1 pseudogene is annotated in these 420 nt (G+C 53.8%); it reads right to left on the reverse strand.

The window, feature by feature from the left end:
• Window positions 1-420 (reverse strand): annotated as a pseudogene (locus KK062_RS30060) (SusC/RagA family TonB-linked outer membrane protein); the annotation flags it as partial.

Consider the following 420-nt stretch of genomic DNA (forward strand, 5'->3'; position numbering starts at 1 on the left):
TTATACGATGTACCGATATAATACCGGGCGACGCCGCCCCCTCCGCTTACGCTGAGGTTGGCACGTTGCGTCGACGTGCGTTTTTTAAAGAGCAGTTTGAGCCAGTCCACGGCCGGGTATACATACGGGTTGCTTCCGGGCGCACCGTTCAACGTCGCCTGGGTGTTGATGATCTTATTATGATCGAACTCCGGGCTTTGCAGCGGGTTGCGCGTGGTCACACCCTCGTTATATAAATTCATGTAGGTGATGGGATCGGCTAGCTCCAACGTACGGGCCGACTGCGAGAATGAATTCTCCAACCGGAAATTTATCTTGGCGGTGCCTTCTTTGCCCTGTTTGGTCGTAACGAGGATCACACCATTCGCACCGCGTGCACCGTATAAGGCTGTGGCGCTGGCGTCTTTTAGTATCGAGAAA

Source organism: Dawidia cretensis, from assembly GCF_018598175.1.
Lineage (GTDB): Bacteria > Bacteroidota > Bacteroidia > Cytophagales > Cyclobacteriaceae > Ohtaekwangia > Ohtaekwangia cretensis.